The following is a 7495-nucleotide window of genomic DNA, read 5'->3' on the forward strand; positions in this document are numbered from 1 at the left end:
CTATATACTGGATTAAGCCCATAATGTATTCAATATGGAAGCAAATACGAAAACATTTTCTTCCTTGCATAAAGGTAAAATCCTATCTGGATACAGTGGTAGATTCCTGCAACAATAAAGAAATGCAAAATTATTCGGGGATTTTCCATAACTCCACCGATATCCGTTGCCATTGCAATAATATAAAGGAGTGCTATGGCAGTTCCGAAAATGGTTGGCATAAAAAATAGCGTTGTAATCTCCCTGGAGATCATTTTCTTAACTTCTTTTGTGGTAATCCCTATATTATTCAGTTTCTTAATCCTGTCTTTTTCATTATCTATATCGGAAAACAGATTAATATACAACAGAAAAAATGAACCGAGAAAGAAGATAATACTTAAAAATGTAGTGACAAAAAATGATATACCATTTGAACTTTTATTGCGATCATAACCCTGAACTTTAGAAGCAACTTGAAATAATTGTTCTTCGGAGTAATGCTCTGTCCGTATATCAGCATTTGGCGGTGTCTTTTCATTATAGTTTTTAAAACTCCTGGTTAGTTCCTCAACAGTATTCGATGACTGTTTCCAATTAGCCACATTGATCAAATGAAGATTTGATTCAAAACCATCTATTTTATTATTCAGTTGCTCGAATTGGGAATTGCTTACAATAATAAAGTCATAGAGATTTGGTAAATTGTTGATATTTCTTTCAGCAATTGTTTCCTTTAGTGTATAGGTTTCCTTCCCTTTTATATTTGGAAAGGAAAAGGAAATACTTTGGTCACCCTCGTCCCCTTCGTTCTCCAGTTCATCATTTATATAATATAAAAACTCTTTATCCTCCAATTCCTTTTGACTGGAAGTTAACTGATTAAAATGGTCTACTGACATAAAATTATAGACGTTAATCCAATCCTGATATGGATGTTTTTCGTAGTAAGAGTATATCGGTATCAATAGATGCTCATTTATGGGATTTTCTTTTTGGTCAACGATCGAGTAAAGCTCTTCAGAATTCAGGTTATTTTTATTTTCCGTTTGAATAAACGCCATATCATAAGGGTTACTATCAATTGCTTCCTTTTCAGTTAACATATAGGTGAACAATGTAATCGTACTATACAAAATAGTCATCATGATCATGGCTGTTACAAGCATAAGTATGGATGTCAGTTGTTTAAATTTGTAATCCAAGCTCGTCAGAAATAATAATCGACGATAATAAAAGGGTTTGTTTTTCTTTGCAAGCGCTATAAAAAAGCTAGTGAACTGATGGAGGCTGATGTATAATCCCATAATTGTTGCCATTGCCCAAAGAAGCAGGTATTTACCACCGAGAAAAGGGTCTGAATAGGTATAATAAAGTCCCACAATCGATCCAATTAGTATAGCCAGCCCCAAGCCACCAATTAGTGGGCTTTTCATCTTATTAGACTCTGTAACCTTGTCACTCTTTAAACTATGAATAACATTTTGCCTAAGTGTCAGGAATAGTGATTGTCCAACTGCTGTGATAAATACGATTAAAAAGATAATAATCGAGTACATGAACATTTCACTATTTAAATGAAATGGAACTGCCTCTAAACCCACGCTGTTCATTAACAGTAAAAAGAATAATCTGGAAAATACGGTTCCTGCCAAAATACCTGAAATAATCGAGAAAAAAGCAATAACTCCATTTTCCAACAATAACAATTTACTTATATCGCGTCCTGACATGCCTATTGTCATGAAAAGTCCAAACTCACTTCTCCTTCTTTTCATAAAAATACTATGTGCATAGCCTATGAAAAACACCGTAAAAACAACAAGCGCAACACCAGGTACTGTTAACAAATATTTAATCGACTCTGATTCTTTAACCTGAACGATCTGGTCGTTAAAATATACAGTCATAAACATAAAGAAAAACATAACTGCCAAACTATTACATAAAAAGTAAAAAATGTACTTCTTATAATGAACCTTTGCCATTTTCCACACGATTTGCTTAAAGGTCATGGGGTCTTCCTCCTAAGACAGCAAGGTTATCCATAATTTGATTTAAAAATTCTTTCCTGCTTCCTTTTTTTACAATGTAGGAATCAATAAGACCGTCTTTTATAAAAACAACTTTCTCACAATAACTGGCAGCAAAAACATCATGGGTCACGATTAGAACCGTTGTCGAAAGCTCATGTACTATTTTCTCAAAGCATTCCATAATGACTGTAGAAGATTTAGAATCCAAATTCCCCGTTGGTTCATCGGCAAAAATGATACTTGGCTCGTTCACTAATGCCCGACTGACTGCAGTACGCTGCTGCTGCCCACCAGATGTATGATATAGATATTTATTTAGGATTGATTCTATCCCGAAAAGGTTAGCAAGTTCTTGAACCTTATCTTCCATATCGGCTGCCTGTTTCTTTTCCAATATCATTGGCAGCATGATATTTTCTTTTACCGTTAAGCTATTTAAAAGATTGAATTCCTGGAACACAAACCCCAGTTGTTTACGGCGAAACAGTGCTAACTTATTTCCTGTCATCTCACTTATTTTTTGGCCTTCGATTGCAACTTCACCTGAGGTAGGACTATCAATTCCACTCATCACGTTGAGTAACGTTGTTTTGCCACTGCCGGACGGACCCATAATTGCGACAAACTCTCCTTGTTTCATCGTAAAACTTACTCCATCCAGTGCAGTTGTTGCCCCTTCCCCACTTGATTCTCCGTAAATTTTAACGATGTTACTTGCATCTAAAATAGGCATAGTTCTCCTCCTTCACCACTACTAAGGCGTTAATCTACACTATCATTTTAATTTACAAACTGAATCTCAACCATCGTTAACACTAAAATTACCTTACATTATTGTAAGGTAATTATTTGGTCAATGATTCCTTTCCTGTCAGCCAACTAACAGTTACAGTTGTACCTTCATTGATCGTGGATTGTATGGTAATAGTCTGACCAAGTTTGTCCGCCATTTTTCTGCAAAGATAAAGACCTATACCTGTGGAGTTTGAAAACTTTCTACCGTTTTCACCAGTGAAGAATGGCTGAAATACTCTTTCAAGATCATGTGGAGGAATTCCTGCACCTTCATCAGTGATGGACAATGTCGTGTGCTTTTCTTTCTTATTAATACGAAAAACAAGCTTTTTGCTGCCATCTTTTAAGCTGGAGTATTTAATTGCATTGGCAATAATTTGGTCTAATAAAATTTCATTCCACTTGGAATCAGTGACAACATATGCATCCTTCCCTTCAAATTCAATCACAGGAAAAATAGATTGATAGATACATTCTCGCTTTCGGCCATTGATGAGTTTTCTCAAAGAAGGAAGTAAATCAACTGACCTTATTTCCAAATCGTTTTCAAAGCTCTCCATTCTTATCATTGTTAAAGCCTGTTCTATTGAAGTATGCAGCCGTTTGTTTTCGATTTGGATTTTTTCAAAAACCTCGGCATTCTCCTTTGTCTTTTCTTCCTTACCAATAATTAATTCAATTACAGAAACGGGTGTTTTAAGATAATGCATCCAATGAGATAAAAAGTAAAACCTTTCTTTATTCTGTTCTTGCATTTCATTATATTTACTTGAGTTTTCACGTATTATATTAGTTAATAATTGCTGAAATGCTCTCTGTTCTTTTGTATATGGCTGTAGTTCTGCAAATTGGTTCTTTAACTTTAGCTCTATTGCCTGATTTACCTGATAATAACGAAGCCAGTCAATCAATAGATAAATTGTTAATAAAAACAGCCCGATTGATAAAGGGTAAATAAACTCCGTGTTTGCTGGTTCACTAAGATGGAAAAAGGAAATTATGCATGTCATATTTACTAAATAAAACACGATGAGCAACGCCCGGTCTTTGAGAAAGTTTCTTAAAATATGTTTAAGCATTGTTATCCCTCATGGATTCAGAATAGTGAAACATGTACCCTACTCCTCTTTTGCCTTTTATTGTATTATCAAATCCCAATTCGGAAAGTATATGCTTTATTCTACTAATATTTACGGTAAGTGTATTATCATCTACGAATGTAACAGAATCCCAGACTTCTTCAATTAGCACTTCCCTTGCTACAAAGGAATTGTAATGATCCATTAGTTTTTTCAGTAGCTTATATTCGTTTTTGCTAAGTTCAGCCTTTTTTTCATGGATATGTAGGGTAAGCGTTTTGTCATCAATACATAGTGGACCAACACAGGTTTTCACTGGTTTCTTTGTTGCATATTCTCCATATACCCTTCTTATCGTTGCCCTGACTTTAGATTGCAGCATTTCAAACGTAAATGGCTTTGTTATGTAATCGTCCGCCCCAAATTCAATTGCCATAATCTGATCCAGTTCCTGACTGCGAGCAGAAATAATCATGATAGGGACATTAGACTCTTTGCGAAAGCTTCTGCACATGAAAAAACCGTCCTGATAAGGTAGATTAATATCCAGCAATACCAGATCAGGTTTTATTCTTGAAAACTCCTCTACGATATTGGAAAAATTATCAGTCTGATGTACTTCGTAGCCGTAGCGTTCTAGATTTTGCCGGATAAGGTCATTTAACTGAGTATCGTCTTCAATGAGCATAAGTTTGTACATTGCTGATCCTCCTTTTTTGGGATGAGGCAAGATTTGGGAATGATTCGTCATATTTGTGTGTTCTCGGAGTCAATTAAAATCTAGGATTGTTTTTCTTCTATAATAACATTTTACTCAATAGTATCTGAATTTACTTAGCAAGAAAATAAGCCACCAGGTTTACCCCAGTGACTTATCATAGAATTAATTTTCAGATCACACCAGATTCAATTTTCCCTTAGAAATATTATACTTTACATCTGCCACATTTTTTATGAATGCTTGATCATGTGTTACAAAAAGAATCGTCCCTTCATATGCAGCAATAAACTTTTCCAATGCTTCAATGGCTTGAATATCCAGGAAATTGGTCGGTTCGTCTAACATTAAAATGTTATATTCCCCGAAGAACAACCGGCAAAGCTCAAGACGAATTGCTTCTCCACCACTTAATGACTTCACGCTTTTTTGAATATCCGTACCGACAAACTGCATCGAACCTAGAACGCTTCGTAAAAATCCTTCATCGTATTCTGAACGTTTTTTCACAAATTCAAGTACCGTTTCATCACGCTTAAATTGATAACTCATCTGTTGGAAGTAGCCGATTTTCGCTTTGGGAGAAATCGTAAGTCCTGCCCCATTGTTCGCAATATGGTGAAGCAGTGTACTTTTACCACTGCCATTTGCGCCTGTTATTGCTATTTTTTTACCGAGTGGCAACTGAAAACTCACTTCATCCAATAACACTTTGTCCATGATTTGAAGTGTTAGTCGGTCTGCCATGATTGGGAATTTATTATGCAATTCCAAAGCTTTGGACTGCCGGAATACGATTTTCTTTTCTTCTTGTACCGCTTCCACTTCCTCAAGATTTTCCATACGATGCTCAATTGCCTTCGCTGCACGTTGTACGGCTTTTTGGCTAGTGCCTTTCGATTTCGTCATGAACGACTTGTTCGGTTTTGCATTTGCTTCTCTTTTTGACATGCTTCCCGCTTGAGCAACTTTTTCAGCTTTTTTCATTTTTTCCTGTGCTGCCTTTTCTAGCCGACTTCTTTCCTTTAGGAATTGTTCGTGAGCTTGCACCTGCTGCTCACGTTCCAATTGTTTTTGGTTCAGGAATTCACTGTAATTCCCTTTGTAAACATGCACTTCACCATCCCGTATTTCCCAAATGGTTGTAACAAGTTCATCTAAAACAGTACGGTCATGACTTATTAATACTAGTGCCCCATAGTAATAGCGCAATTCATCCATTAAAAAGGAAATTCCATTTTGATCCAGGTGTGTTGTTGGCTCATCGATGAGTAACGTCTCATAATAATGGGTAAATAATTGTGCAAGCTTTAATCTCGTTTGCTCTCCCCCACTTAATTCCTCTGAATCTTTTGGCACTGCTAACTTTCCAATTAAAGATGGGTCAGCTTCAGCAGCTACTGGTGCTTCAACCTGCTCAAAATAACCACAGTCCACATGCCGATTTACTTTTCCGCTTGTTGGTTGAACAATTCCTGCCAGTAATTTTAATAACGTGCTTTTTCCTGCACCATTTTTCCCGACAATGCCAATACGGTCAAATTGATGCACAGCCAGCCTTTCAATCTTTAATATTTTTTTATCTAAATAAGTCACTTCGACATTTTCCAGTTCAAAATTTATTTGTTCCATATTTGCTACCTCCGAAATTTTATTATTTCGTATCGATAGCCTGGATCGATACGAGCTTTTATTTAAGTTCAAGCTCGTATCAAAAGAAAAGTAACATCATCACGTAAAATCCCTCCATTCATTTTTTAGAAAGAACAAAGGCGCAGGACGCCCGTATAGCGACGTACGGACGGAACTGAGCCTCAGGAGATAAAAGGAAATATCGGGTGATATACCCCGCTCTCCTGGCGATATCCGCATTCTCCCAGCGATATCCTTGCTCTCCTGGTGATATCTCACATTCTCCCGGCGATATTCTCGCTCTCCTGGCGATATCTCCGCTCTCCTGGCGATATCCGCATTCTCCTGGCGATATCCTCGCTCTCCTGGTGATATCCGCATTCTCCTGGTGATATTCTCGCTCTCCTGGCGATATCTCACATTCTCCTGGTGATATCTCACATTCTCCCGGCGATATTCTCGCTCTCCTGGTGATATCCGCATTCTCCCGGCGATATCCTCGCTCTCCTGGCGATATCCGCATTCTCCTGGCGATATTTCCGCTCTCCTGGCGATATCCTCGCTCTCCTGGCGATATCCGCATTCTCCTGGCGATATCCGCATTCTCCTGGCGATATCTCACATTCTCCTGGCGATATCCGCATTCTCCTGGCGATATTCTCGCTCTCCCGGCGATATTCTCGCTCTCCTGGCGATATTCTCGCTCTCCTGGCGATATCTCCGCTCTCCTGGCGATATCCGCATTCTCCTGGCGATATTTCCGCTCTCCTGGCGATATCCGCATTCTCCCAGCGATATCCTCGCTCTCCTGGCGATATCTCACATTCTCCTGGTGATATCCTCGCTCTCCTGGTGATATCCGCATTCTCCCAGCGATATCCTCGCTCTCCTGGCGATATCTCGCACTCTCCTGGTGATATCCTCGCTCTCCTGGTGATATCCACAGCCCACAAATTTTATAATTTCCTAAACGAGAACAAAAGCGCAGGGCGCCCGGTTAGCGACGTACGGACTGGACTGAGCCGTAGGAGATAAAGGAAACACGGCGACCGTAGGGAGCCGATGTTGACTTATTGTACGGAGGTGAGGGAAGTCTCGCTAGTCGCTGGGCGCTGGGCGCTGGAGCTGAACGCAGCTGTTCCGGCAACTAAGTTATCCACAGCATTTAAATTTTATAATTTCCTAAGCAAAGTAGAGTAGGAGGAGGGATTTCGCCCTCCGACCTCTCATCAAACCGTACGTGCAGATTTCCCGCA

General features: G+C 38.6%; 6 protein-coding genes. All 6 read right to left on the reverse strand.

Annotated features, from left to right (window positions below; translation table 11 throughout):
• Window positions 1–29: 29 nt before the first annotated feature.
• A complete protein-coding gene (locus AC6HVZ_RS15110; RefSeq protein ID WP_497559010.1) occupies window positions 30–1994 on the reverse strand; it encodes an ABC transporter permease in 1965 nt (654 codons plus the stop codon).
• A complete protein-coding gene (locus AC6HVZ_RS15115) occupies window positions 1984–2748 on the reverse strand; it encodes an ABC transporter ATP-binding protein (RefSeq protein WP_497559011.1) in 765 nt (254 codons plus the stop codon). Before AC6HVZ_RS15115 ends, AC6HVZ_RS15110 begins: the two co-directional genes overlap by 11 nt.
• 112 nt (window positions 2749–2860) lie before the next feature.
• Entirely contained in the window at window positions 2861–3889 is a 1029-nt protein-coding gene (locus AC6HVZ_RS15120) for a sensor histidine kinase (RefSeq protein ID WP_497559012.1), read from the reverse strand.
• Window positions 3882–4589: a response regulator transcription factor gene (locus AC6HVZ_RS15125; RefSeq protein WP_497559013.1), complete on the reverse strand. Its 708-nt coding sequence runs from the start codon at window positions 4587–4589 to the stop codon at window positions 3882–3884. Before AC6HVZ_RS15125 ends, AC6HVZ_RS15120 begins: the two co-directional genes overlap by 8 nt.
• Before the next feature lie 195 nt (window positions 4590–4784).
• Complete coding sequence (locus tag AC6HVZ_RS15130) at window positions 4785–6239, reverse strand: Msr family ABC-F type ribosomal protection protein (protein WP_497559014.1); 1455 nt, start codon at window positions 6237–6239, stop codon at window positions 4785–4787.
• A gap of 118 nt (window positions 6240–6357) precedes the next feature.
• Complete coding sequence (locus tag AC6HVZ_RS15135) at window positions 6358–7023, reverse strand: hypothetical protein (protein WP_497559015.1); 666 nt, start codon at window positions 7021–7023, stop codon at window positions 6358–6360.
• Window positions 7024–7495: the final 472 nt, after the last annotated feature.

The sequence above is a fragment of the Oceanobacillus sp. NCCP-135 genome, from assembly GCF_059698015.1.

Bases quoted from the DNA above. Each gene is read 5' to 3' on its own strand.
- AC6HVZ_RS15110 (WP_497559010.1), bottom strand. From the start codon at position 1,994: ATGACCTTTAAGCAAATCGTGTGGAAAATGGCAAAGGTTCATTATAAG.
- AC6HVZ_RS15115 (WP_497559011.1), bottom strand. From the start codon at position 2,748: ATGCCTATTTTAGATGCAAGTAACATCGTTAAAATTTACGGAGAATCA.
- AC6HVZ_RS15120 (WP_497559012.1), bottom strand. From the start codon at position 3,889: ATGCTTAAACATATTTTAAGAAACTTTCTCAAAGACCGGGCGTTGCTC.
- AC6HVZ_RS15125 (WP_497559013.1), bottom strand. From the start codon at position 4,589: ATGTACAAACTTATGCTCATTGAAGACGATACTCAGTTAAATGACCTT.
- AC6HVZ_RS15130 (WP_497559014.1), bottom strand. From the start codon at position 6,239: ATGGAACAAATAAATTTTGAACTGGAAAATGTCGAAGTGACTTATTTA.
- AC6HVZ_RS15135 (WP_497559015.1), bottom strand. From the start codon at position 7,023: ATGCGGATATCGCCAGGAGAGCGGAAATATCGCCAGGAGAATGCGGAT.